The sequence below is a fragment of the Streptomyces sparsogenes genome (assembly GCF_001704635.1).
GTDB lineage: Bacteria > Actinomycetota > Actinomycetes > Streptomycetales > Streptomycetaceae > Streptomyces > Streptomyces sparsogenes.
In genome coordinates, this window is the sequence record NZ_MAXF01000136.1 from 79,147 (window position 1) to 99,463 (window position 20,317).

39 protein-coding genes are annotated in these 20,317 nt (G+C 68.6%); 33 read left to right on the plus strand and 6 right to left on the minus strand.

Annotation, left to right across the window (positions count from 1 at the left end; translation table 11 throughout):
- Nucleotides 1–21: 21 nt before the first annotated feature.
- The 6 genes from BBH68_RS28480 to BBH68_RS28505 all read right to left on the minus strand — a co-directional run bounded on the left by BBH68_RS28480 (nucleotide 22) and on the right by BBH68_RS28505 (nucleotide 4,170).
- A complete protein-coding gene (locus BBH68_RS28480) occupies nucleotides 22–354 on the minus strand; it encodes a hypothetical protein (protein ID WP_079151245.1) in 333 nt (110 codons plus the stop codon).
- Between the two features lie 202 nt (nucleotides 355–556).
- A complete protein-coding gene (locus BBH68_RS28485; protein ID WP_065966576.1) occupies nucleotides 557–943 on the minus strand; it encodes a RapZ C-terminal domain-containing protein in 387 nt (128 codons plus the stop codon).
- Nucleotides 940–1,359 (minus strand): DUF6907 domain-containing protein, encoded by a 420-nt coding sequence (locus BBH68_RS28490; RefSeq protein ID WP_141713069.1) that lies wholly within the window; start codon nucleotides 1,357–1,359, stop codon nucleotides 940–942. The genes BBH68_RS28485 and BBH68_RS28490 overlap by 4 nt, the downstream gene beginning before the upstream one ends.
- Before the next feature lie 741 nt (nucleotides 1,360–2,100).
- The gene (locus BBH68_RS28495; RefSeq protein WP_065966578.1) at nucleotides 2,101–2,742 is read right to left on the minus strand and encodes a GntR family transcriptional regulator; all 642 of its coding nucleotides are present in this window, start codon (nucleotides 2,740–2,742) and stop codon (nucleotides 2,101–2,103) included.
- Nucleotides 2,743–2,879: 137 nt separating this feature from the next.
- A complete protein-coding gene (locus tag BBH68_RS28500) occupies nucleotides 2,880–3,641 on the minus strand; it encodes a GntR family transcriptional regulator (RefSeq protein ID WP_065966579.1) in 762 nt (253 codons plus the stop codon).
- Nucleotide 3,642: 1 nt separating this feature from the next.
- Nucleotides 3,643–4,170 carry a GntR family transcriptional regulator gene (locus BBH68_RS28505; protein WP_065966580.1) on the minus strand — a complete coding sequence of 176 codons (528 nt, stop codon included), beginning with the start codon at nucleotides 4,168–4,170 and terminating at the stop codon, nucleotides 3,643–3,645.
- Between the two features lie 174 nt (nucleotides 4,171–4,344).
- Between BBH68_RS28505 and BBH68_RS28510 the strand changes: the two genes are divergently transcribed.
- From BBH68_RS28510 to BBH68_RS28655, 33 genes are all read left to right on the plus strand, one after another.
- The gene (locus BBH68_RS28510) at nucleotides 4,345–4,581 is read left to right on the plus strand and encodes a helix-turn-helix domain-containing protein (protein ID WP_076972101.1); all 237 of its coding nucleotides are present in this window, start codon (nucleotides 4,345–4,347) and stop codon (nucleotides 4,579–4,581) included.
- Between the two features lie 83 nt (nucleotides 4,582–4,664).
- Nucleotides 4,665–4,973, plus strand: coding sequence for a hypothetical protein (locus BBH68_RS28515; RefSeq protein ID WP_065966582.1), 309 nt, complete (start codon nucleotides 4,665–4,667; stop codon nucleotides 4,971–4,973).
- The gene (locus BBH68_RS42180) at nucleotides 4,973–5,140 is read left to right on the plus strand and encodes a hypothetical protein (RefSeq protein WP_170066605.1); all 168 of its coding nucleotides are present in this window, start codon (nucleotides 4,973–4,975) and stop codon (nucleotides 5,138–5,140) included. Before BBH68_RS28515 ends, BBH68_RS42180 begins: the two co-directional genes overlap by 1 nt.
- Nucleotides 5,140–5,445 carry a hypothetical protein gene (locus BBH68_RS28520; RefSeq protein WP_065966583.1) on the plus strand — a complete coding sequence of 102 codons (306 nt, stop codon included), beginning with the start codon at nucleotides 5,140–5,142 and terminating at the stop codon, nucleotides 5,443–5,445. The genes BBH68_RS42180 and BBH68_RS28520 overlap by 1 nt, the downstream gene beginning before the upstream one ends.
- Nucleotides 5,445–5,906 carry a DUF6197 family protein gene (locus BBH68_RS28525; RefSeq protein ID WP_141713070.1) on the plus strand — a complete coding sequence of 154 codons (462 nt, stop codon included), beginning with the start codon at nucleotides 5,445–5,447 and terminating at the stop codon, nucleotides 5,904–5,906. The genes BBH68_RS28520 and BBH68_RS28525 overlap by 1 nt, the downstream gene beginning before the upstream one ends.
- Nucleotides 5,903–6,058 carry a hypothetical protein gene (locus tag BBH68_RS42185; RefSeq protein ID WP_158080394.1) on the plus strand — a complete coding sequence of 52 codons (156 nt, stop codon included), beginning with the start codon at nucleotides 5,903–5,905 and terminating at the stop codon, nucleotides 6,056–6,058. Before BBH68_RS28525 ends, BBH68_RS42185 begins: the two co-directional genes overlap by 4 nt.
- Nucleotides 6,059–6,223: 165 nt before the next feature.
- Complete coding sequence (locus BBH68_RS28530) at nucleotides 6,224–6,406, plus strand: hypothetical protein (protein WP_065966585.1); 183 nt, start codon at nucleotides 6,224–6,226, stop codon at nucleotides 6,404–6,406.
- A 2-nt stretch (nucleotides 6,407–6,408) separates the two neighbouring features.
- Nucleotides 6,409–6,621, plus strand: a complete 213-nt coding sequence (locus BBH68_RS28535) for a hypothetical protein (protein ID WP_065966586.1) — start codon at nucleotides 6,409–6,411, stop codon at nucleotides 6,619–6,621.
- Nucleotides 6,622–6,652: 31 nt separating this feature from the next.
- Nucleotides 6,653–6,877: a hypothetical protein gene (locus BBH68_RS28540; RefSeq protein WP_065966587.1), complete on the plus strand. Its 225-nt coding sequence runs from the start codon at nucleotides 6,653–6,655 to the stop codon at nucleotides 6,875–6,877.
- Between the two features lie 73 nt (nucleotides 6,878–6,950).
- Nucleotides 6,951–7,163 (plus strand): hypothetical protein, encoded by a 213-nt coding sequence (locus BBH68_RS28545; RefSeq protein WP_065966588.1) that lies wholly within the window; start codon nucleotides 6,951–6,953, stop codon nucleotides 7,161–7,163.
- Between the two features lie 93 nt (nucleotides 7,164–7,256).
- Nucleotides 7,257–7,532 (plus strand): hypothetical protein, encoded by a 276-nt coding sequence (locus tag BBH68_RS28550; protein WP_065966589.1) that lies wholly within the window; start codon nucleotides 7,257–7,259, stop codon nucleotides 7,530–7,532.
- A 47-nt stretch (nucleotides 7,533–7,579) separates the two neighbouring features.
- Nucleotides 7,580–7,825 (plus strand): hypothetical protein, encoded by a 246-nt coding sequence (locus BBH68_RS28555; protein ID WP_141713071.1) that lies wholly within the window; start codon nucleotides 7,580–7,582, stop codon nucleotides 7,823–7,825.
- Complete coding sequence (locus BBH68_RS28560) at nucleotides 7,822–8,040, plus strand: hypothetical protein (RefSeq protein ID WP_065966591.1); 219 nt, start codon at nucleotides 7,822–7,824, stop codon at nucleotides 8,038–8,040. The genes BBH68_RS28555 and BBH68_RS28560 overlap by 4 nt, the downstream gene beginning before the upstream one ends.
- A gap of 38 nt (nucleotides 8,041–8,078) precedes the next feature.
- On the plus strand, nucleotides 8,079–9,251 hold the full coding sequence (locus tag BBH68_RS28565) for a hypothetical protein (protein ID WP_065966592.1): 1,173 nt from the start codon (nucleotides 8,079–8,081) through the stop codon (nucleotides 9,249–9,251).
- Nucleotides 9,252–9,467: 216 nt separating this feature from the next.
- A complete protein-coding gene (locus tag BBH68_RS28570) occupies nucleotides 9,468–11,309 on the plus strand; it encodes an FtsK/SpoIIIE domain-containing protein (protein ID WP_141713072.1) in 1,842 nt (613 codons plus the stop codon).
- A 184-nt stretch (nucleotides 11,310–11,493) separates the two neighbouring features.
- Complete coding sequence (locus tag BBH68_RS28575) at nucleotides 11,494–11,898, plus strand: hypothetical protein (protein WP_065966594.1); 405 nt, start codon at nucleotides 11,494–11,496, stop codon at nucleotides 11,896–11,898.
- Complete coding sequence (locus BBH68_RS42190; protein WP_158080393.1) at nucleotides 11,898–12,059, plus strand: hypothetical protein; 162 nt, start codon at nucleotides 11,898–11,900, stop codon at nucleotides 12,057–12,059. Before BBH68_RS28575 ends, BBH68_RS42190 begins: the two co-directional genes overlap by 1 nt.
- 99 nt (nucleotides 12,060–12,158) lie before the next feature.
- On the plus strand, nucleotides 12,159–12,353 hold the full coding sequence (locus BBH68_RS28580; protein WP_065966595.1) for a hypothetical protein: 195 nt from the start codon (nucleotides 12,159–12,161) through the stop codon (nucleotides 12,351–12,353).
- Between the two features lie 36 nt (nucleotides 12,354–12,389).
- A complete protein-coding gene (locus BBH68_RS28585) occupies nucleotides 12,390–12,581 on the plus strand; it encodes a hypothetical protein (RefSeq protein WP_065966596.1) in 192 nt (63 codons plus the stop codon).
- An 86-nt stretch (nucleotides 12,582–12,667) separates the two neighbouring features.
- On the plus strand, nucleotides 12,668–13,282 hold the full coding sequence (locus BBH68_RS28590) for a DUF6197 family protein (protein WP_079254615.1): 615 nt from the start codon (nucleotides 12,668–12,670) through the stop codon (nucleotides 13,280–13,282).
- A gap of 16 nt (nucleotides 13,283–13,298) precedes the next feature.
- A complete protein-coding gene (locus BBH68_RS28595) occupies nucleotides 13,299–13,604 on the plus strand; it encodes a DUF7739 domain-containing protein (RefSeq protein WP_065966597.1) in 306 nt (101 codons plus the stop codon).
- Entirely contained in the window at nucleotides 13,604–14,161 is a 558-nt protein-coding gene (locus BBH68_RS28600; protein WP_065966598.1) for a DUF6919 domain-containing protein, read from the plus strand. Before BBH68_RS28595 ends, BBH68_RS28600 begins: the two co-directional genes overlap by 1 nt.
- Before the next feature lie 17 nt (nucleotides 14,162–14,178).
- Nucleotides 14,179–14,373 (plus strand): hypothetical protein, encoded by a 195-nt coding sequence (locus BBH68_RS28605; protein WP_065966599.1) that lies wholly within the window; start codon nucleotides 14,179–14,181, stop codon nucleotides 14,371–14,373.
- 35 nt (nucleotides 14,374–14,408) lie between these two features.
- Entirely contained in the window at nucleotides 14,409–14,609 is a 201-nt protein-coding gene (locus tag BBH68_RS28610) for a hypothetical protein (RefSeq protein ID WP_065966600.1), read from the plus strand.
- A 15-nt stretch (nucleotides 14,610–14,624) separates the two neighbouring features.
- Nucleotides 14,625–14,840 carry a hypothetical protein gene (locus BBH68_RS28615; RefSeq protein WP_141713074.1) on the plus strand — a complete coding sequence of 72 codons (216 nt, stop codon included), beginning with the start codon at nucleotides 14,625–14,627 and terminating at the stop codon, nucleotides 14,838–14,840.
- Between the two features lie 18 nt (nucleotides 14,841–14,858).
- Complete coding sequence (locus BBH68_RS28620; protein ID WP_065966602.1) at nucleotides 14,859–15,152, plus strand: hypothetical protein; 294 nt, start codon at nucleotides 14,859–14,861, stop codon at nucleotides 15,150–15,152.
- A gap of 398 nt (nucleotides 15,153–15,550) precedes the next feature.
- The gene (locus BBH68_RS28625) at nucleotides 15,551–16,240 is read left to right on the plus strand and encodes a hypothetical protein (RefSeq protein WP_065966603.1); all 690 of its coding nucleotides are present in this window, start codon (nucleotides 15,551–15,553) and stop codon (nucleotides 16,238–16,240) included.
- A 142-nt stretch (nucleotides 16,241–16,382) separates the two neighbouring features.
- Nucleotides 16,383–16,676, plus strand: coding sequence for a hypothetical protein (locus tag BBH68_RS28630; RefSeq protein ID WP_065966604.1), 294 nt, complete (start codon nucleotides 16,383–16,385; stop codon nucleotides 16,674–16,676).
- Nucleotides 16,677–16,732: 56 nt separating this feature from the next.
- Nucleotides 16,733–16,972 (plus strand): helix-turn-helix domain-containing protein, encoded by a 240-nt coding sequence (locus BBH68_RS28635; protein WP_065966605.1) that lies wholly within the window; start codon nucleotides 16,733–16,735, stop codon nucleotides 16,970–16,972.
- Nucleotides 16,973–17,289: 317 nt separating this feature from the next.
- Nucleotides 17,290–18,075, plus strand: a complete 786-nt coding sequence (locus BBH68_RS28640; protein WP_065966606.1) for a glycosyltransferase family 2 protein — start codon at nucleotides 17,290–17,292, stop codon at nucleotides 18,073–18,075.
- Nucleotides 18,075–18,941 carry an NAD-dependent epimerase/dehydratase family protein gene (locus BBH68_RS28645; protein ID WP_065966607.1) on the plus strand — a complete coding sequence of 289 codons (867 nt, stop codon included), beginning with the start codon at nucleotides 18,075–18,077 and terminating at the stop codon, nucleotides 18,939–18,941. Before BBH68_RS28640 ends, BBH68_RS28645 begins: the two co-directional genes overlap by 1 nt.
- Before the next feature lie 15 nt (nucleotides 18,942–18,956).
- Nucleotides 18,957–19,289 carry a hypothetical protein gene (locus BBH68_RS28650; protein WP_141713075.1) on the plus strand — a complete coding sequence of 111 codons (333 nt, stop codon included), beginning with the start codon at nucleotides 18,957–18,959 and terminating at the stop codon, nucleotides 19,287–19,289.
- Nucleotides 19,286–20,305 carry a hypothetical protein gene (locus BBH68_RS28655; protein WP_065966609.1) on the plus strand — a complete coding sequence of 340 codons (1,020 nt, stop codon included), beginning with the start codon at nucleotides 19,286–19,288 and terminating at the stop codon, nucleotides 20,303–20,305. Before BBH68_RS28650 ends, BBH68_RS28655 begins: the two co-directional genes overlap by 4 nt.
- Nucleotides 20,306–20,317 lie beyond the last annotated feature (12 nt).

The following is a 20,317-nucleotide window of genomic DNA, read 5'->3' on the forward strand; positions in this document are numbered from 1 at the left end:
ACGGGGCGCACAGGAGGCGCGTCAAAGGATGCGCGAGTAAATCTTCGCGCCACTGTGAAACTCCACCGTCAGCCCGTTACGCCGATCCGCCGGGTCCTCCCTCAGCGACCACTGCTCAATACTCGCGATCTCCCGCGACCCCGAACCAGCCAGCAGACCGGCCAGCCAACCCTCCGCCCCATCCGCCCGTCGCTCGAGAGAGACCGGGTCGCCTTCCACCGGCGCGCCCTCCGGCTCGTCATACTTGTCACCCGGCGCCGACTGTGCGACGAAATGGAAGCGGGCCTCACGCCCCTCCAGCTTTACCGCCATGCCGCCCGGATGCTTCGTATCACCCGCCTCCGCCAACGTCATCGGTGAACCAGCCGACGGATCTTTGGACGCGAGCTCCAGAACGAACGACTGAAAGCGCCTAGGACGCATGAATCTTCCTCTCGGTGACGGCCCGCCCATCCTAGGAGGGGCCAGACGGGGATCATGACGAGATCCGGGACGTGTCACACGACAGCCGGACGGTGGATCGAACCGTCCGGCCGTCAACGCACTTCAGAAAGCGTCAGGCAGCCCGCTCAAGCACCGGACGTGCCAAATCCCGGTGCCACAGCTCGACCTCGAGGCCGCGGCGACGCAGCCGGCGGGCAAGGCAATGCGCCACTGTGGCGCTGCGGTGACGTCCCCCGACACAGCCCACCGCGACCGCGATCCGGTCACCAGACGGGCCCGCGGCGAACGCCTGAACCTGCCGGACAGTTGCCCGCAGCAGCGGACGGATCCCAGCCGTGCCCAGCACCGACCGCCGCACCGCACCATCCTCAGCAGTCATGTACCGCAGCGCCGGATTCACGTGCGGATCCCGAAAATGCTGCCGCAGGTCGAGAATCACGTGCGCCTCCGGAGGCGCAGCATGACCGTAGTCGAATGAGACGATCTCGACCGTCGTCATGCCCGCGCACCGCCCAGCTTGCCGACCTCGCACCGGATCCGCTCCGCATGCGCCACCAACTGATCCGCGAACGCCAGAGCAGCCGGCTCGGCGTACTGGTTGCACTCACCCGAGCCGTCCGCGTCCACCGACAGGTACGGCTCACTCTCCCGGGCGAACGGCCACTGCACCACCTGCGCCGCCAGCACCTTCTCCACGCTGCCGTCGAACTGGCGCACCGGAAGCGTCACCGCCTCTCCGGCATGCGACAGGTCCTCCAGGAACGCCAGATCCTGCGCCGAGTGGTCCACCACACACCACGACGGGCACGGAACGGCGATCCGCTGACCACGCACCACCGCCGCGACCAGACGCGGGGACGCGGGGGGAGTGGGCGCCGAGGTCTGCTGGGGGGTGGCAGGGGTTGATACGCTCACGTTGAGCCTTCTCTCTGCTAGGAGCGGGTTTCTTGACCAGCGGGCTCCACCCCGCTGGTCCACTTCGACGGCCGGGGCCTCCACGCCCCGGCCGTTGTGCTGACAGCCACGCCACCAGGGACTCCACTCCCCGGGCGGCGGACTTGTGCGCCGAACTCGGCGACGATCAGGACGCTAGCCGAAGTGCGACGAGCGTCAACGTCTTGTCGCACGCATCCGGCTGACCTGCAGTCAATTGACCAACCAGTACAGTTCTGGCTCTAGGGTTTGGGGAGTACCCGTGGCTCTGCTGAACCACCCGACTGGTGGGCGAGCTGCTCACGTGGAATGCCCCCTGCAATTAATTGGTCAATCGACAGACACGACGCGAACCACCGACATAATGTCGCAATCCACTCACATGCCCTCCCTTGGTGCGCGATCCGAGTTTGGCGAGATCTGAACGGTGATGCAGTTGCGCGGCTCGGACCGCCGACCGGATGTCGGCGACAGCCGGCCGTTGTGCTACTGGACGCAGCCCGGTTGACGCTAGGCGATGTTCCGGCCAAGGACTTCCAGCCCAGTGCAGATCCGGAAGCTGATTGATCACCCGCTGACCTGTGCAGAGTCCGAGTTGCCTGACTCGGTAGGATCTGGCGCGCTCCCTTCGCACGCGCGGCAGTCGCGACCGCGGGTGCGAATCGGCTGGAATTCGGCAGCCGAGTGGCCGCCACTGCCAAGCCGAGGAAGACGCGGTGGAGGTCAGCAGACTGACATGAGCGGGTCGTGGAGCCACATGGTGCGGACAGCTGGACGCGGCGTGCGAGGCCGAACCGTGCTCCCCTCCTGTGGTGGGGGAACAATGAGCGAATTCCTGCGGGAGTGGGGATGGGCCACGAAAAGCCCGTGCCCGGCCCGGAAGGTCAGCAGCCCCTCGTGCCGGAGCTGACCTACCGCCTTGGCGGCGATCGACTTGCTGGTTCCGGACGCCTTGGCGAGCGTGTTGAGGAACGGGATGAGCTGGCCAGGCAGCCACCGCTTGGTCTCGATCTCGTCGCGTATGAGGGCGGCTAGGCGGTTGCTCTTGTTGTCCTGCTCGGCCAGTGATGGCCAGCGGGAGGGGGCGAAGGCAACCCGGTCCTGGTTGTGTGCCTTGTTGAACCTGGGTCTCTCGACCTGGATGGCCTGCTTCTCCGCCTCTGCCGCCTCGGGCCGGCTGTCGAACCACTCCAGGGTGCGACTTTTGACCATCGGAACCCACTTCTGGTGGGTGTCGCGGTGGGCCTTCAAGCGCCCGTCGGGGTCTCGGCTGATGCCGATGTACAGCAGGCCGCCGTCGGTGTCGAAGTAACGGTAGAGCGCGGTGCGCTCGGGGGGCGATGTCGAACTTTGGGCAGGGCTCATGGCGTCCCTTCGCTGTACCAGGTGGCCTGCGCCACGGTCACGAGACGACCGTAAGGCGTAATCGCATTTGTAGCAAGGCTTCGCTGCCGGTACAACAAAGCCCCCGCCAACTATGGCGGGGGCGCTGGGGAGTTAGGTCAGGAAACCGGCAGGTGGTAGCCCATCTTATACAGGTGGCCCGGCTTCACCATGACGGTTACCTCGATCGGGCGTTCGTCGTCGCTGTAGACGATGCGGAACACCTCGATCACGGGAACATCGCCCGGGATCTCCAGGAGCTCGTATTCCTCCGTCGTCGCGACGCGGGCCGCTACCTCCTCGATCTGGCCGCGCGTTGGGTACCCCATGCTGGCAAGCAAGGTCGGAGACCCACCAGGAATCTTCCTCCGGTCGGCAAGCCGCGTGCCGAGTGCTAGGTCGGCTGGATAGTACGAGTAGGTCAGTTCGGCCGGCTCATCGTCCAGGAGGCCGAGACGCACCCGCAGCACAGCCGTTCCGCCTTCCTCGATACCCAAGGCCTTCGCGACCCGCTTCGGTGTCCTTATTTCGGCGACTTGCAGGATCTTGTTGCTGCCGCGCTGGTTCCTTCGGTTGGCCTCCGTCACCCACCGGTACGGCTGCCCGTCCTCCGAAGGGGCCATGTAGGCGGCCGGGGTGATGGTCTGAGGTGCACGGTCGCGAACGTAGACGCCCTTCCCTGATCGGCCTTCCAGGAGCTTCTCGTTCTTGAGGATGGTCAGGGCGCGCTGCACGGTCACGTTCGACGTGTCGTGCTCCTCCATTAGCTCCGAGGTGGTGGGGAGCTTCTTGCCGGGCTCCCACTCGCCGGACATGATCAGGTACCTGATGTTGGCGGCGATTCTCTCGGCCACTGGCCGCTTGTCCTCGTGCTTGGCCATGTCAGTCGATCTCCATTTCGTATCGGAGGCGACGAGGGCCCTTCATGACCATCAGTGAAGCCTCAATGGGTTCGTTTTTGTGAGACAGGCTCACTCGCAGAAGGGTGAGTACCGGGGCCCCGTCTGCGAGGGCGAGAGCCTCGGACTCCTCCGCGGTGGCAGTGCGCGCTTCGACGTCCTCGATCACCCGGTGTGTGTGGTGCCCGAGGTTGGCGAGCAAGGTAGGTGCGCCTCCTCGGATCTTGCCGGGTCTCGCTAGAGCTGTTCCAAGCGCTATGCGCTGTGGGTAGTACGAGTCCGTCAACTCGACCGGTTGGTCGTCTACGAGCATGACTCGGCGACGAACAACAGCCTGCTCGTCGGGGGGCAGCCCGAGAGCTGCGGCGACTTCCGGTGGCGGTTTCCTCGTAGCTACCTCCATCAGGTGCTGGCTTCCCCTGCTGCCTGCCTCTTGCGTCCATGCGTCGGTGTCGCCGGGGGCACGTGGCGACACGTATGGCGCTGAGGTGCTCGTCCACTTCTCACTCATCCGGCATCTCCTGGTCGCTGTAACGCTCTGACCTCCACCTTAAGTGCTTGATGCATATGCGTCGGCTCTCGGCAGTGGACTCAGGTGGACTTGCATGCCTCGTAGTGCTTGCCAGCTTGCCGAATAACCTTTTATGGTTGTGCACAGACGCGAAGCCTGCGATTGGAGCCGTTCATGCTGCGTGTAAAGGAGGTCGCTGCCCGCCTGCGAGTCCACCCCGCGACCGTGTACCGCTGGATCAACGAGGGCCGCATCCCGGCCACCCGCTACGGGCAGCCGGTCGTACCCGGGGCCGCCAAGCGGGGCGGTGGTGCGATCCGAGTCCCTGAGGCCGCCCTCGTGGGCTTCTCCTCATCCTCTTCTGGTACGGCGGCCTTCACCGCCGTGCCCCCCGCCGCAGAGGCGGCCTGACGCACAAAACCCCGGCCCGGCGCGCCAACGCCGTGTGGACCGGGGCTGACCACCCGAAGCCTGCTGAGCAACTGGAGATCACCGTGAATCGTAGTACGACTCTCGCCCCGCTCCCTACCGCGACCGTTCTCTTCGACGGCGACGCGGCGTCCGATTCGCCGAGGGTCGCCCGGCTGCGTGCCCTGACCCTCGTCCCCGATCTGGACGCGGAGGACCGGGCCCGTGCCGACATCGTCACCACCTACGTGACGGCCCGTGCCCGGGGTGACGTCGACGCGATGGCGACCGCCTACCTGGAGGCGGCGGCGATGGACGAGGCCCGCCCGGGTGAGCCGTCGCTGATCGCCGAGCTGGACGCGGCCGGCGTCGGTGACCTGGCGGAGGTGGCGTGATGACCGTCGCCGAAATGGTGCGTGAGCTGCCCGCCGGGGACTCCCGGTCGCTGCCGACGCTGGACGGGATCGCCGAGAGCCTGCGCCGTCAGGGCGAGGATGTCGAGGTCGTGTACTCCCCGCGCGGCGACGTGTTCCGCATCGTGCCCCGAGAGCGGGTGGCGTGATGGCTGCCGGGACGCTTGCCGATCAGCGGAAGGCGACCGAGGCGGCTGCGACGATCGCCCGCGTGTTCGGCCACCTGCCGCCCGCCACGTTCCAGGTGTCGAGCATCACGCCGGGCCAGCTCGACATCAGCCTCCACGACAGCCTCGCCGACTTCGAGGCCTGGCGTGTGGCGCTCGGGATGCTCCCCGAGTGGGTCGACAAGCGAACCCAGCCCAGTGCCATGAGCCTGACCGCGAGGGGCCGGTTTGCCGGTGTCGAGGTGGCGCTGATCGGCTACGCGCCGCTGTTGAAGGCGGTGGCGTGATGGCTGGCGGGCTGGCCTGGCGCCACGCCGGAACCGTTGCGACCAGTGACCCGCGGTTTGCCCGCGTTCTGGAGCTGGCCACGAAGCAGCCTCACCTGTGGGTCGGTCCGTCCGGTGAGCGGGTGACCGGGGCCGAGGTCGGCAGCCATCTGGGTGCGGCGTTCATGCTGATGGAGCGCGACGGTTGGATCTCCGTCCGCCGGTCGAGTGGGCCTGTCGAGTTGGGGCACACCCTCTCCGGGGCTCTGTGGCTGGTGCGCACCGATGGGCCGGGGGATGCGGATTCGTGGGCGGTGTCCCGTCGCTGCCTGAATCTGATTCTGGAGGCTCGTTCGGAGTCGGGGAGCGCGGATTTCGAGGCGTGGTCGGAGAAGCGGGGTCGCCGGTTCGGCGAGGTGCGGGACCTGCTGCTGATCACGGGGGAGTTTGCTCGCCTGTACGGGCCGGAGGCTGTCCGGTGACCGCTGTGGGCCGTGATCCGGAGCCGCGCACGCCGGAGGAGGCGGAGGCCCGGAGGAAGCGGGTCGCGAAGCTCCACCAGCAGGCTGCCGCCGACTACCGGACCGGGTTCGGCCGGCCGAAGCCCGCGTCGAAGAAGGCGCTCGCCGCCTGACCCCCTGATCGTCGTGCCCGCGGGATTCCGACCCCCCGCGGCCCCGCGGGCACGGCTCCCCACCGACTGGCCCGGTTGTTCCCGGGACTCTCCAGCTTCGGCTGGCGGGTGCCGAGCACGACCAGACCGCCCAGAGCCCACTCGAACTACTGGAAGGACATCGGCATGGAGCCCACTGACTGGACCATCGACCTCGTCAACGGTGAAGCCGTCAAGCGCAGCGACTTCGTCGGCGCTGATGTTCAGCTTCACGTCCTCGACTACGGCGTGATGGTGCGGACCCTCTACCCGACCCGCGAGACCACGTACCCCTGGCACACGATCGTCAAGCTCAGCACCAAGGGCTGACCGTGCTCCTCGTCTTCTGCTCCGTCGGCATCGTCGCCTGCCTCGCCTGCATGTACCTCATCCAGCGGCTCCACCTGGCCCACCGCACGACCGTTTTCACCTGCCCGGTCAAGGACTGCGGCGTCTCGATCGTGGCTCGCGGCAGCAGCGAGGCGGAGCTGGGCCGGCTCCGCGATCTGGCCGGCGACCACAGCAAGCACGGGCCTCGCGCCTGACCGCCCTTACTCAATCGACGAAAGGACTGACATGTCTCTCTGTTCCGCGGCAGCCGCCGACGATACCGCCCCGTGCAAGGGCTCCCGGACTGCCGTGATCGTGGGCCTGGCCGACGACCCGGGGTCGCAGGTGACCGGCTGCGAGTTCCATGCGGCTCGCCGGCTGGCGTTCTGGCGGGACGGCTACGTGATGTCCCGCGACGCTGCGGTCCGGCGCCGGGTGCTGGACGCCGCCGAGCGGCTCCGCGCCGCCTGACGGCTGCCCGATCCGCCCGTCTCGCACGGGTGGTGAGGGGAGCCGGGACAGGCCCGGACAGGAAGGAGCACCAGTGTTCGGCAAGCGGAGAGCGGAGAGCGACCCCGAGAACAGCCTCGACAAGGCTCTGCGGACCCACAGCCAGGCGACCCGGGAGCAGAGGACCGCAGAGGTCAACGATCGGCGCCGGCGGCAGGGCCTCACACCAATGCACTGCGGGGCCGAGGCGTCCTTGAACAAGTACGGCGACTGGGAGTGCACCCGCTGCGGGGACGTCTTCGCCTGACCGCCTGACCGCTGCCCGATCCGCCGGTCTCGTACCGGCGGTGAGGGGAGCCCGTCAGACAGACAGGCCGACTCGAATCGAAAGGGAACCTACATGGACGTACTGTACAAGCACCTCATGCGCAGCCAGGTCGTCTTCAATGGGCAGGACATCCTGCGCTGCCCCAACTGCCGCCGAGACAAGGGCCTGACCATCTATGGCTACCTCGGCAAGAAGCCGCGTGTGACGTGCCCGTGTGGCCACGACTTCAAGGCGCCGGCACCGTTCGACCAGCCGTGGCTGCTGGAGCAGCTCAACAGCGCCGCTGCCCCCCGGCGCGAGACCCAGTGGTCTGTCGGGCCGTCCCCCCGCCCGAGTCAGTTCGACTGACCTGCGCCTGACGGCAGCCCATCCCGCCCGACCTTGCACTCCGGGCGGTGGTGGAGAGCCCGTCAGACACCCCACCACCCATCGACCTGGAGTACCTCATGCCCCGGTTCAGTCCCAAGGCCCGGCATCATGCCGACCAGGCCGTGGCCGCGATCGACGCTGGCGACCACGACGGCGCCATCGCCCACATGCGGGAGATCGTCGAGAACGGCACCCACGACGACCGGCGAGCCTTTACCGACGTTGTGTTCGACGCCGCCCGCCTGCTGAAGAACGCGGACGGTGCGCCGTGATCGTGTTCCTCGCGGGGCTCGCCCGTCTCCGGATCGCCCTGATGATCGCCGGACTGAGCTGGCTGTTCGGCATCGTCCCGCCCGTGGGGATGCGGATCCTGCTCGGCGTCCTCGTGCTCGCCGCTCTCGTCCTCGACGGGCTGATCGACGAGGACAAGATCAGCCGCCACTACGTGCGCACCAAGACCCCCGACGAGTACAAGACCACCGCCTAACCACCCCCCCCGACACCCCCACAGAAAGGACCAGCCCGATGAGCAGCTGGAGCGAGGAGCGCAGGCGCAATCTGGCTGCCGAAGCCGAGCAGCGCCGGAAGAACGAGGACGCCGCCGCCGAACGCCGCCGCAAGGACAAGGCGGCCGAGGACAAGCGCCGCCGCGAAGAGCGCCGGGCCAACCGCGAAGAGCAGCGCGCCGAGAAGGCGCAGCAGCGGCGCGACCGTGCCGCCCGACGACAAGCCCGCGCCGCCCGCCGGGAGAAGACCCTCACCCCCGGCAACGTGTACCGCAAGGGCACCCTCGCCCTCGTGCTCGCCTCCGCCGCGGCATCACTGCCCGCGCAGGTCATGCACTTCGTCGGGATCAGCATCATGCTGCTGCCGATCCCCTTCGCCCTCGAAGGCGCCGCCTGGGTGATGAACGCCGGTGTCGCCTACGCCGACGACCGGAAGCTGCCCGGCTGGGTGCGGTGGCTGATGCGCGGTCTTGCGATGTCCGCCGCCGGATACGCCGCCAACATCAACCTGAAGTACGGTCTCAGTCTCGAAGGCCACGGACTCGACCCAGCGGACGCCGCCGCCGTCGGCTGGGGCCTCGCCGCGGTCACGATGCTTGGCCCACTGTTCTTCGAAGTCCGCCAGTGGGTCCTCACTCTCACCGCCGCCGTCACCGATCCGAAGAAGCGGGCCGAGGAGAAGGCGCGCGCCAAGCATGAGCGGCAGCGGTACAGCGACCACAAGGACGTCGTGAAGCTGGCCCGGAAGCTGGTGTCCGCCGCACCCTACGGCGCGCTCGCGTTCGAGGACGCGTTCGCCTCCGCCTGGGAGATCAAGTACGGCACGAAGACGCCCGGCATGACCCCGGCCCTGCACGGAGAGAAGCTCGCCTCCAGCAAGGCCCTCGTCGACGCCATGGATGCCGCGAACGGCTCCCCGGTGAGCACGCGAGGCAGGCTCCTGGAACTGCTCCACCCGGCCCCTGTGAGCCGCTTCCTGAAGCCTGGATCTTCGCAGGTGGCGTCCCAAATCCCCCCGGGTTCTGAGCGGCCCTCTGGCGGGCCGCAGAAGGCGCCGAAGAAGCGGTCTGGCCAGAAGCCTGTTCCCCCGGTTCGCCGCAAGGGTGACACCGCTCCTTACCACCCGGCCGCACGGGTTGCCGCGGCCGACACCGCCCGCAAGCACCTTGTCGTCAACGGCTACCACCACTGATCGGGAGACGCCGCCATGACTACCGCACCGCACCCCATCCGCCAGCCCAACCTGAGCCTCGTCAAGGAGCCGGCCGAGGCTTCCCCGGCCGTCGAGGGGACCGTCGTCAAGCACCAGGGCGAGATCGTCCGGCCCGCGTGGATCGAGTCCGCGGCAGCCCGCATCGAGCGCGCCAAGGATCACGCGATCGACAACAAGCTGTACGTCGGCTGGTCCGTGCGCGGCTACAAGAACCTCGCCTCCCGGTGGCTCGACGTGTGGCGCGACGACTACCCGCAGATGATCGCCACCGCCAAGGCCGAGCGGAAGGACGCCAAGGGCGACAGCGGCGCCGAGAAGGCCGCACACAAGGCAGTCAAGAACCTGCGTGCCGAGTCCCGCGAGCACAAGCTGTGGCACGCCGCCAAAACCGGCGGATGGACCGTCGCAGCCGCGGCCGGTACCGCCGCAGGCGTGATGGTCGGCGGCACCCTGGTCGAGGCATGCATGGCGGTCGGCGCCTACGCCGTCGGCGTCTGGCACGGACGGCCCAGCCCCGGCGAGGCTCCGCTGCAGCTGACAGCAGTCGAGGGCCAGCCGGCCCTCACCGAGGAGCGGCTGGCCGAGGCCATCAACAGCATCGGCTTCCGCGGCGCCATTCGGGTCCTGTCCGCATCGCCGTGGGGCGCGGATCGCACCGCCACCGTCGTGTTCGACCTGCCGCCCGCTGTGACCGTGACCGCGCTGAAGAAGCGGGAGGAGGCGCTGGCCGCGTTCCTTGGCCTCGACTCGTCGATGATCGACATCACGAAGGCGGGCGCCGCCGGGCGGGCATCGCTGTGGATGACCGACCGGGACCCGTTCGAGGCGCCGCGTCCGTCACCCCTGATGGACATGCGCGGGGGGCTCGATGCCTTCAAGGTCGGGGTGCCAGTCGCGTTCAACAAGCGCGGCATCACGATCAACTTGGCCATCAACAACTGCTCGTTCGTCATCGCAGGCATGACCCGCTCCGGTAAGGGCGTCGGCGCCGCCAACCTCGTCGCTGGGGCCGCGATGGACGTGCGGATCAACCTGCGGATCGTGGCCGGGAAGACCAACGGTGAGTGGGACGCCGGTGCGAAGGCCGGGGTCGTCGCAACATACTTCAAGCCCAACCCGCAGCGGCTCCTGAACCTCCTTGAGGCCCTGATCGCCGACATGAACCGCCGCAACAAGATCCTCGGCGAGATCGGCAAGTCGAAGCTGACAGTGGAGACCATCAACCGTCTCGGCGGCATCGAAGTGCTGGTCATTGACGAGCTGGCCACATTCACCCGCCCCGGTCTGCCGCTGCGGGACGAGATTCTCGAAGCCCTGATCAAACTGTCCGCTGTAGCGGCCGGCGCCGGGATCCTGATGGTGCTGATCACCCAGTACCCGGAGGTCGACGTCATTCCCCAGGGCCTGGCGATGAACTGCGGTGCCAGGTGGGCCATGCGCGTCGACAACGCGACCCAGTCCAACGCCATTCTCGGCGGCAGCGCCAGCGGCAGCGGCAGGGACGCGTCCAAGTTCGACCCGCCGATGCCGGGCCTGGGCTGGCTGGTCAATCCGTTCGCGGGGGTCACCGACAAGGCGCGCAGCTTCGACCTTGACGAGGACGAGCGGGGCGAGGTCACCGAGCTGATGCAGCGCGCGGCCCAGCTCCGCGAGGCCGCCGGCCGTCTGGTGGGTCAGTGGGAGGACCCGATCGAGCGGGCCCTGATCAACGCCACCGGCCTGTCCTCCGCGGCTGGCGGGCCGAAGCGTAACGGCGAGCCGGGCCTGGAGGTGCTGCACATGACCCCGGAGCAGAAGCTCCAGCTCGATGCGGCACTCGGCGCGCTGGAGGCCATGGACCGGCTGGGTCGGGACGCGGCTCAGTTGGATGAGATGGCTGAGCTGATCGGCGACATGACGGGGGAGCGGCTCGGCGAGCTGCTTCGGGCGGCCGGGGCGGGCGGCACGATCAAGGTCACGATCCCGGGTCGGGGCCGTGTCAACGGCTACCGGCGGGAGGACATCGCCGGCGCCGTGAGGTACCTCCAGGGCGACTGATAGTGCCCGGACACCCCCGGACACTGCCCTAGTTCATCCCGATATATCCCCCGGTCAGAGGCCGGACACGGGGCGGACAGCACCCGGACGCGACCCGGGTCACGTCCACCCCCTGTCCGGGGGCTGTCCACGCTCCCGACCGGGGGACAAACTACCGCAAACGGCTCACTTGAAGGAGATCAACATGCCCACCGTCTACCGCAACAACCGCCGCGACATGAAAGCAATCCAGCGTGTCCCCACGGGCACCACCCTGTACGTGATCGAGGAAGTGTCCCGACGCGTCGCCCCCTACGAGGACCCCCGGCTCTGCGCCCGCTACGAGGTCACCCACACGCACCCGCTCCTGGGCGGGGCCATGGTCGGCTCCAAGAGCGTGGAACAGCTGCTGGCCGAGCACGGCACCGTCTACACCTCCCAGCCCAAGGGGGTTCGCGGCATGTGGGAGCCCAGCCCGCAGGTCGCCGGGCCGCTCGGGAACGACACCGAGCGGTACTTGGACGAGACCGAGATCCGCGGGCTGGCGAAGCAGGTCCGAGACGCCAACGACGACCGCCGCAAGGCCAAGCGGCGCGGCCGGTGGATCTGATGGCCGCGACCACCGGCCGGGAGCAGCTGCTCGCCGAGGCGCGCCGCACCTGGGCGGCATACGAGGCCAGCGGCACCGACGAGGACTACGTCGCCGCCCGCGCCGCCACAACAGACGCCCGCAAGGCCGGGATCACCCTTGAGGAGATCCGCGATCAATAGCGGACCGGGCACCACCGAGCATCCCCGACGCGGGCCGCCCACTCTTCGCCCCGCCCAATCCCCGTCGTCATCACCGATCAATCCCAAAGGAGCACAGCCGTGAAGAAAAAGATCACCGCCACGACCGAGAACCGGGTCGGAGTAGCTGTCCGCGTCTTCGAGCGGAGGGATAGCAATGGCTACCTCCTCAGCGACGGGTGGGAATGCGGCGGATGCGACGAGGGTGGCAGCAGCTACAGGGCGCGCGAAGAGGCCCAGAAGCACGCGAAGACCTGCTCGTTCAGTAAGCCGTAGCCCCCTGACGCAGCCGGCATCGACGAAGGAGACCCAATGCCCGATCTAGAGATCACGCACCAGTCCGTGCGCGACTACATCGCCGCGAAGAAGCGCGGCGACGAGAAGACCAGCGGTCGCATCAAGGACGAGGTCATTGCCCGCTTCGAGACCCGCATCACCGACGGCACCGAGCTCGTGGAGCTGGGGCGAGCCATCGAACGCTTCCACCTCGGCGAAGACCTGTAGCTCAGCCGGGGCGCCCCGCATCGCCTGGACAGCACCGGGGCGCCCCACCCCTCCCCGTCACCACGAAGGCCGTAGGAGGCCACTAGATGACCACAGCCATGCCCGATGCGGCAAGCCTGGATCAGGCCGCCGCCCGCATGTACAAAACCCGGCCCCTCACTCCCGCCGACCGCCGGGCATTCGACGCCATCGCCGCCGACTACCAGCGCACCGCCCCCGCCGCGCCGGCCTCGCGGAAACTGCTGACGAAGACGGTGGACGAGCTCGTCGAGGAGGCCCTCGGCGGCATCAACCCGCACGGAACCCGGCCCCCGATCGATGTCCGTCTCCCCGGCCGGCTCGCCGCGGTCCTGCCGGACTGGGCGCACCGTGGGCGGCGCCGGGACTGCACCCACCCGCCGTCCACCCAGCTGTACGTGGCCGCGGCGATCCTGCGCGAGTGGGGCTGGCAGGCGAAGCCGCACAAGCTACGGAACAAGCGCGGGCAGCGCTGCATCTGCGGGGCGCTCGTCACCACCGTCGCCCTGGGCGTCGGCACCATGTCCGGCGCCGAAACCGCCGCCTGGCACGTCCTCGGCGTGCTGCGCGACCAGGGATGGACCCGGCTGATCGGGGACTGGAACAGGCAGTGCGGCAGCCCCGAGAAGGCCATCGACGTCACCCTCACCGCCTACCACCGCGCCGTCAGCGCAGGCCAGTAAACCGAAGGGAACCCCCATGGGTTGGAGTACCAGTCACGACACCGCCTACCGGTCCGCCGACTCTGTCTCGGAGGTAGGCAGGCACGTTGCGAACGTGCTCTCCGCCAGGGACTGGCGGGCCGTACACAAGCTGTTCAAACTCGCCAACCGTGCTGACGGGCCGTTCACGATCTCCTCCCGCGACGCTGGGCGAATGGCGGCAGCCCTCGGCAAGGCGGCCGGTCACTCGCTGATGCCGGTTGCCTGGCGTGGTGAGGTTTCGGCGCTGGCCGACGCCGCGCAGTGTGCGGCTACCGCCCGCCAGCCGTGGGAGTGGAGCTGATGAGCAACCCGTGGAAAAGCGCCCGCTCGGTGGCCGACCTGGGCAACCTGATGGCCGACTGGCTGGAGGGCCGGATCCCGACACGGCCGGGGTACTGCGACACACAGCCGGACGAGGAGACCAACCATCTCATCCCCGTGCTCGCACCCGCATGCCGGGCCGGGCTCGTCACCACGAACTCACAGCCCGGCCACCCGCCGGTGCGTGGCTACGACGGGCGCACGTGGCGGCAGCGGGCATTCGTCGAGGGCTGGATCGCCGACGGCGCACTCCTCGCCCGGATCCGTGCCGCAGCGAAGCGCGCTGGGATGACCGTGGTAGCGCACGGCCCCAGCAGCCGTGGCGGCGACTGGATCCCTCTCACCGACGCCGACGACGAGATTCAGATGGCGGCGGGCGACTACCCCGGCCACCGCCGAATGATCAACACCGAGTGGCGTGGCATCGGACGCCATGCCACCAACGAACTCTGCCACGCCACCCATATCGATCTCATCGATCCGGTGTGGGGCCGTGACGACCGGCTGTGGCCCGCACTCGCCAACGTCATCCGCTGACATCTCCAAGGAGAGCTATGCCCCGCTACACCGTGAAAGCGGAAATCACCCGCCCCCTGGGGCTACCGAACAAGACGGTCGCCATCCAGGTCGACGTGGACACCACCGACCCCCTCGACGACCGGATCATGCAGGCGGCCTCAAAGAAGGCCACCGCCAAGTACGGCTGCGCCCGGCTCGTGTCGATGACCGGACCCAGCGTCAGGTGCTGACAGCACACCGCCACCTATCCCGGAAGGACACGCCCGTGAACAAGCGACTTGCCGCCGCTCTCCGCCGTGACGACGCCCGCGAGGCCGCCGGGATGCACGCGGACGAGCGGGAGACCTGCCACACCCACCAGTGCTGGGCCACCGAATGCGAAGACCGGCACCAGCGCCCGACCGCCGGACGGCTGCTCGCCGAAGCCCGCGAACTTGACCGCATCCGTTACAACGCCCGCAAGTAGTAGAGGAGAACCCCGATGCCAGACATGTGGAAAGGCAAGCTACTGCCCGAGCGGCGCCCCGTCCACGAAGAGATCCACTACCGGCTGTACGACGGCCGCACCGGTCAGCTGCTCAGCTTCAGCTCCACGAACAGCTTCAACGCCATCGTCGCCGACATCCTCGCAACCCAGCGCGAACACCCCAACGCCCGGATCGTCGGTGCCCAAGTCAACGGCCCCGCCTACACCTGACCAGGAAGGAAACAACCCATGACCGTCACCATAGAGCAGATCATCGACCGCTACGCCAAGCCCCTCGCCGTCGTCGCCGACAAGGACGAGGCGCCCGCCACCGACGTAGACGAGCTCATCGACCAGCTCCAGGACGCCAGCCGGAACTTGGGCCTCGCCCACTTCGACACCGACGACGTGGACGCCGCCGCCACCTACCTCACCGACGCCCGCACCAGCAGCGGACGCGAGCAGCAGGTGCTTCTGAATAAGGCCGACCAGCGGCTGCGGAACGCCTGGGATCTGTTCGACGAGTACGCGCTGATGGTCTGACCTGCCGCATGCCACGGCCCCGCCCAACGGGCGGGGCCTACTCGTGCCCGGCGCCAGCAGGCTGCGGGGCCGGTGCTGGCCGAGCCCGCGCCATCCACCGGTCCCGGCCCACCACCCGCGACGGGCGACCCAACGGCACCAGACCCAGCGCAGTACACGCCCGCTCCAGCTCGGCCCGAGCCTCATCCTCCGACTCCGCCAGCACCGTCCACGTCACGCCCATACAAGACAGTGTGGCCGCGCGAGCCAGGTGATGCGGGGCGAAACACTCAAACGAGGGGCGGCACCTGTGCGGAGGTGCCGCCCGAGTGCAGCGCCCCGGGGCTGTCGGGACACGCATGCACAATTGGGGCAGCGCCACCAGCACCTCGAACCACCCGTGCCACCGAGGAGCCACCGTGAACCACGCCGCCGAGGAATACGCCTGGCCCACCTGCACCGCATGCGGACGAGACCTGTGGGAGAGCGAAGCCGGACGCCTCGCCTGCCGCCCCTGCGAAACCCGCACAGGCGAACGGCTCGGCGAACTCGCCACCATCTTCCAGCAGATCAACAGCAGTGCGGCCCTGATGCGCGGCGCCCGCCGCGGCGGCGCACCCACCTCCGGCAGCAGAACACCGCCGATCCCGCCACGCCTTGAAGTTCTCTCCCTCGCGGCCACCGGGGGAGTAGCCACTCGACTCCGCGACATTGAAGATGCGTGGCGGGCCGCCCTCGCCTGGACCATCGCACCCTGGCGCGGCAGCCCCGCCCAGGCGGTGCCCGAGCACCTGCGGTTCCTCATCAACAACCTGCCCTGGGCCTGCGACGCCTACGAATCCGTCGGCCAGGACGTGGAAGAGATCCGCCAACTCCACGCCGAGTGCAAGCAAGCACTGACGCACGACCGGAAACCCGGCCGCGTCAGTGTCGGCGTCTGCCCCGTCGTCGTGGACGGTGAACTGTGCGGGGCACAGCTCACCGCATCCGCCGCGAACAGCCGCATACGGTGTGGCACCTGCGGCGCCCAGTGGGACGACATGTGGGGCTGGCGAGAACTCCGGCAGGCACAGGAAGCCGTCGCCTCGGCAGGGAAGAGGGCGGCATGAACCACCAGCAGGTCATCCAATCCGCCATCATTTGGCTCGCCGCCATCTCGTCCGTAGCGTGCGCCATCAGCGCCCGGCGACACGCCGCTCGAGCACGCGCTGCCCTCGACAGGACGCGGGCTCTATACGACAGGCGGCGGCCGTGACCGAGGACGACGACGCCCCAGTGCAGCCCGCCTCCACCAGTTTGCCCATCGTCACCGCCACCGACGGGCAGCCCTACCTCGGCTGCGATGCCGTGCTCGCCCTGCTACGGGCCATCGCCGAGTCCTGCCGCAACCTCGCCAGCGAACCCGACTGCGGCCTCGAATCAGCAGCTGCTGCCATCGACTACGAGGCCGATGCGCTGGAATGCCACTGGAGCCGCAACGTGAGCGAAATCGACGCTTGGTTGACAATCGCACGAACCGAAGTCATGATCTGCTCAGATAGCTGAACTTCGCGCTGAGGCCACCCCACACCGGGTGGCCTTCGTCATTCCTGGAGGTGGCCATGGCCTCCACGATCGCGCTCGCCACCGCCGCAGACGTCGCCTACTGGACCGGCCGCCCCGTCGGCACCATCTGGCGATGGGCATCCGAAGGCCGCATCACCGTGCACGGCCACGGCAAGGCGGCCCGCTACAACCTCATGGAGATCGACCCCGCCAAGAGGGACGAGGACGGCAACGTCACCGAACCCACCCCCGCACCACCCATCACCGGCTGTGTCCGCATCGACAACGCCACCTAACGACTCCTCGCGGGCTGGTCGAGCAGTACCGGGGTGGTGGCCGCTCTCGCCCGCGAGGAACAGCGCCTGCTCTGCGGGGGCAGGCCGGACGCCATCCCCCCAGTACGGCGTCCCGTCCGCCCGGTCGACTCGTCACGGCCGGGCGGACCCCAACACCCGTCGCCCGAAGGACCGCGGCCGGGCGGCGGGCCAGACCACAGAAGGGTAGGAACTGTGCAAGAGCCGTGGCGCTCAGCGCTCGCCTTCATCCTCGTCATCGCCGCACTGCTACTCCTCCTGCGGCTCTTCCACGCCATCTGAGAAGGGCGGCCCGCGCCATGGCAGACGACCTGCTCGTCATCATCCCCACCCGCGGCCGACCCCAGGCCGTGCCCGAGATCGTGCAGGCGTGGGACGACACTGGGGCCACCGCGGACGTGCTGTTCGCTGTTGACACCGACGACCCGGAGCTGGCCGCGTACAAGAAGCACGCCGCTGCCCTCAAGAGCGATGGGCGGGTCCGTTTCACGTTCGGCAAGCGGCGCCGGCTGTGCGGCACCCTCAACCAGCAGGCCCTGAAGGCGGCCAACCAGTACCGGTTCCTCGGCTTCATGGGTGACGACCACCGGCCGCGCCCGGCCGACCGGCCGTGGGATGCACGCATCCGGGAGTGCCTCTCCGGCGGCCCCGGCATCGTGTACGGCAACGACCTGCTCATGGGGGAGCGGATGCCGACAGCGGTGGCGATGACATCGGACATCGTCAGCACGCTGGGCTACTTCGCGCCGCCCGTGCTCACCCATCTTTGCCTGGATCTCTGCTGGCTGGACTGGGGTCGCGGCATGGGCCGCATCACCTACCTCGACGACATGGTGATAGAGCACCTCCACCCCGCAGCAGGCAAGGCCGAGCTCGACCAGGGTTACGAGGAGGCCAACAGCAGCGAGCAGGTGTCTGCCGACTCGGCCGCCTACTACGAGTACCGGGACGGCGGCGGGCTCGAAGCCGACCTGGACAAGCTGCGGAAGCTCGTCGCCTACAGCCACGGCGGGACTCTCATCCCCGGCCAATCAGTGGCGGTCAACACCAGCGGAGAACCTGAGACTGTCGTGAAGGGGACCTGATGCGTGTCCTCCTCACCGGTCACCGAGGCTTCATAGGCAGGCACCTGCACGCCGCCCTCCAGGACCGCGGCGACTACGTCGTGACCGTCGACCTCAAGAATGGGCACGACGCCCTCGACTACTTCCGCACGGCAGACGTCAGGTACGACCTCGCGATCCACTGTGCAGCGGTCGTCGGCGGCCGGGCCAGCATCGACGGCAGCCCGCTCGGCGTCGCCACCAACCTCGCGTTGGACTCCTGGTACATGCGGTGGCTCGCCCGCACCCGCACCCCGAGGGCGGTGTACTTCAGCAGCAGCGCGGCGTACCCGGTGGCGCTTCAGCAGCCCGGCGAGGTGCGGCGGCTACGCGAGGACGACATCGACTACGAGCAGCCAGGGCGCCCCGACGCAACCTACGGGCTGACCAAGCTGGCGGGGGAACAGCTCCGCCAGTACGCGGCGGCCGAGGGCACCCGCATGACCGTGCTGCGGCCCTTCTCGGGCTACGGCGAGGACCAGGCCAACTGCTACCCGTTCCCGGCGTTCATCCGGCGGGCACGCGAGCGGCAGGACCCGTTCGAGATCTGGGGCGCGGGTGACTCGACGCGCGACTGGATCCACGTCTCGGATCTCGTCGGGGCCACACTGGCAGCCGTCGACCAGGACGTCACCGGGCCGGTCAACCTCGGCACCGGGCGGGCAACCAGCTTCGACCAACTCGCCCAGATGGTGACCGAAGCGGCGGGCTATCGGCCCGAGCTCAAGCACCTCGCCACGGCGCCGCAAGGCGTCCACCACCGCGTGGCCGACCCGAGCCGCATGCTCGACTTCTACCAGCCGAAGGTGACGCTCGAAGAGGGAATCGCCCGGGCCTTGGCCGCCTGACGGAAGGGGGGCGTGGTGACCGCTGGCGCGTGGGACCTCCAGATCGAGCAGGGCAGCACGTTCGCTGAGACCTACACGTGCACCAACGATGACGGGTCGCCGATCGACTGGGCCAGGTGGACAGCCCGCGCACAGATTCGAGTCCTCGCCGCCCCTGACGCCGAGCTGCTGCTCGACCTCACCCCGTACCTCACCATCACCGGCGCCGCGATCACCGTCCTGATTCCGGCCACCATCACCGCCACCCTCACCCGCTCCGGACGCTGGGACCTCGAGGTCACCGACGGAACCACCGTGATGCGGCTCCTCGAAGGCCGCGCGCTCCTGGCGCCGGAGGTGACCCAGTGAACATCACGGTTACCCCCAACGGCACCCAACCCCCGCGCGTCATCCAGGTCACCGAAGGAGCCGTCACCTCCGTCAACGGTGACCGTGGCGACGTCACCATCACCGCAGCCGACCTCGGCGCCATCAGTGCCGGAGACGCAGCCGGGGGAGACCTCACCGGCACCTACCCCAACCCGACCGTTGCCAAGGTCAGCGGCGTCGCGGTCACCGGAACCCCCACCGCCGGCCAAGTGCCCACCGCGACCTCCGGAACCGCTGCAACCTGGCAGACCCCAGCAGCGGGACCCAGTGCCGCCGGTACGGTCGCCGCGCAGACTTCGTTCGGCGCCCCCTCCAGCGCAGGCTCTGCCACCACCTACTCGCGCGGCGACCACACGCACGGAACCCCCACCCTCCCCGCCGCGAGCACCTCCACAGCCGGCGTGGTGCAGCTCGACGGGACAGCCGCCGACATCGCGGCCCTCGGCACACAGGCAGCCGGCTCGACCGGCAAAGCAGCAGATGCCGGACACGTCCACCCCACCACCGGCGTCCTGTCAACAGCAGGCGGCAACCTCACCGGCGCCGTCACCTCAAACCGCACCGCCACCAGCGACGTCGCCTACGCAGTCATCCTCGGCGGCGACACATTCGACCGATATCGCGTCCTCGGATCAGGGAACATCGAGCAGGGCTCCGGGGCAGCGGCCCGCGAAGTCACCTACGGGCGCACAGCAGCCAACCAGTGGTCGGTCACTGGTGCCGATCTCCGCGTCGCTACAGCCGGCCGAGGCCTCATGGTCGCCGAAGGATCGAACGCCAAGATGGGCACAGTGGCGCTCGCTGCGGGGGCAGCGACCGTCTCGACCACGGCGGTCACCGCCAACAGCAGGATCTTCCTCACCAACCAGGCACTCGGCGGCACCGCGGGGTTCCTGCGGGTGTCCGCCCGCACCGCCGGAACCTCGTTCACGATCACCAGCTCCAGCGGCACCGACACCTCCACCGTCGCCTGGATGATCGTCGAACCCGCATGACAGGAGGCCGGC